Genomic DNA, 2,341 nt, shown 5'->3' with positions numbered 1-2,341 from the left:
GCCCTCGGCCTGATAGGCGCGCAGTTTCGCCAGCACCTGGTCGGGATCGCCGACGATCGCCGCGCCGCAGCCCGAGCGGGCGCGGCCGATGCCGGTCCAGAGGTTGTCCTCGACGAAGCCATCGTCCGACGCCGTCGAGCGGAGTTCGGCCTGGCGGCTGACCCCCGCGCTCTGGCTATCGAGCGACTTGGCGCGGATCGCCTGGCCGGTAGCGTCATCGAGTTTGGACAACAGGCGCGCGGCGTAGGTGCGGGCCTCGTCCTCGGTGTCGCGGACGATGACGTGGGCGCGGTACCCGAACTTGAGCGTGCGGCCATAGTTAGCGGCGCGCGCGGTCATGTCGGTGATGATCTCGCGGACGGCGGGCATGGTGTCCGGCCACATCAGATAGACGTCGGCGGCCTGCGCCGCGGCGTCGCGCGCGGGTTCGCTCAGGCCGCCGAAATAGAGCGGCGGGCACTGGCCGCTGACCGTGGTCATGCGGGGCGGGGCGAGGTCGAGCTTGTAATGTTCGCCGTCGAATTTGAGGTGCTGGCCCGACAGCATGATCTTGAGGATCTGCATGACTTCGAGCGTGCGCTGATAGCGCGGGGCGCTGGCCATCGTCTCGCCAGGGAGGTCGGACGAGATGATGTTGATCGTCACGCGGCCATTTAGGATGCGGTCGAGCGTGGCGATACGGCGTGCGAGCTGGGGCGGCCAATCTTCGCCGGTGCGGACCGCCCAGAGGAGGCGCATCTTGTGCAGCATCGGCGCGATGGCGGCGGCAAAGACGGTCGTGTCGAGGCCGAGCGCATAGCCCGAGGGCAGCAGGATATTGTCATACCCGCCGCTTTCGGCCTGGAGCGCGATGTCGCGGCAATGCTCCCAGCTCGACTGGAGCATCGGGTCGGGGACGCCGAGGAATTCATAGTCGTCATCGCACAGGGCGGAGAACCAGCTGACTTCGCAGGGTGTGGTGACGGCATTCATGGCAGGGGCTCCTGACGGGCGGCGACGAGCACCGCGTACCAATTTGTGCGGGTCCAGCGGACGCGCAGCGCGTCGGCCGATTCGGTGATGCGGTCGGGCCGCTGCGAGCCGACGATCGGGATCGGGCGGCTGGGGTGGGCCATCAACCACGACAGGGCCGCGGCAGTGCGCGACACGCCCTGTTCGCTGGCAACGGTATCGAGCGCCTTGCAGACCGCCGTCGCGCGGGCGTCGGTCGGGCTGGCGAGCTGGCCGCCGGCGAGGGGGGACCAGGCGAGAATGGCGAGGTCGAGCGTCATCGCCTGGTCGCTTTCGCCATTAGTGAAGGGGTCGAGGCGGAGCGCCGACAGCTCGGGCTGGGTCGACAACAGCGGGACCGTTGAGCAGGCGGCGAGCGCGGCGATCTGCGCGTGGGTGAAGTTGGAGACGCCGAACGCGCGAATCCTGCCGGCGGCATGGGCGCGCTCGACCGTGCGGGCGATGTCGTGCGGGTGGGTCAAGATGTCGGGGCGGTGGACCTGCCACAGGTCGATCGTGTCGATGCCGAGACGCCGAAGCGAAGCGTCGATCGCGGCGTCGAGATAGGCGGGGCTGGAGTCGTACGGCTTGGGCGGATCGATCCCGCCCTTGGTCGCGATGACGATGCGGTTGCGGAGGCCGGGCTCGGACGCGAGCAGCTCGCCGAACGCCTGCTCGACCGTGCCGAAGCCGCCCTTGCCGTCGAAGCCGTAGATGTCGGCGGTGTCGAAGAAATCGATCCCCGTATCGAGCGCGGCGTGGGCGAGGCGCGCATTGGCGGCGACATCACCGGGGGCAAGGCGCCAGTGGCCCCACGCCAGCGCGGACACTTCGATATCGCTGCCGCCCAGCTTGCGGCGGGCAGAGGGGGGCGTCAGGTCGGTCATGCGAGATCCTTGATCGGGGCGGGGCGAGCGGTCGATTGTCGCTCGACGAGATGGTGGGGCAGGCGGACGTGCTGGGTCGGGCCGCCTTCGACGAGCAATTTGGTTGCGGCCTCGGCCAGCTCCCACATCGGCTGGTGGATGGTGGTCAGGGTCGGCCACAGCATGCGGGCGAGGGTGGTGTCGTCGAACCCGGCGACGGACAGGTCGCGGGGCACGTCGATGCGGCGGTCGTGCGCGACCGACAAGACACCGGCGGCCATGTCGTCGTTGCTGGCGAAGATGGCGCCGGGCGGGTCGGCGAGGTCGAGCAGTGCGCAGGCGGCCTCGACCCCGCTGTCGAAGTCGAATTCGCCGTCGCGGATATAGTCGGCGCGCGGGGCGATGGCGGCGCGGGGCCCCCCGCGCGCGGTGCCCGCGGGGCGGGGACCCCGGCCGGCCTGGTTGGGGGGTCCCGTGTTGAAGCC

Annotated in this window: 3 protein-coding genes; all 3 read right to left on the bottom strand. The window is 69.9% G+C overall.

Annotated elements, in window-relative coordinates; genetic code table 11:
* On the bottom strand, positions 1–972 hold a 972-nt coding region (locus tag RMN84_RS00995), incomplete at its 3' end, for an LLM class flavin-dependent oxidoreductase (RefSeq protein WP_309610345.1).
* On the bottom strand, positions 969–1,877 hold the full coding sequence (locus RMN84_RS00990) for an aldo/keto reductase (RefSeq protein WP_309610344.1): 909 nt from the start codon (positions 1,875–1,877) through the stop codon (positions 969–971). The genes RMN84_RS00990 and RMN84_RS00995, both read right to left, overlap by 4 nt.
* The coding region (locus RMN84_RS00985; RefSeq protein ID WP_309610343.1) for a substrate-binding domain-containing protein at positions 1,874–2,341 on the bottom strand (468 nt) is incomplete at its 5' end. The genes RMN84_RS00985 and RMN84_RS00990, both read right to left, overlap by 4 nt.

Origin of the sequence: Sphingomonas sp. (assembly GCF_031380695.1) — a bacterium.
GTDB lineage: Bacteria > Pseudomonadota > Alphaproteobacteria > Sphingomonadales > Sphingomonadaceae > Sphingomicrobium.
Note: the sequence above shows the minus strand (reverse complement) of the source record. Positions and strands in the feature narration are given on the sequence as shown.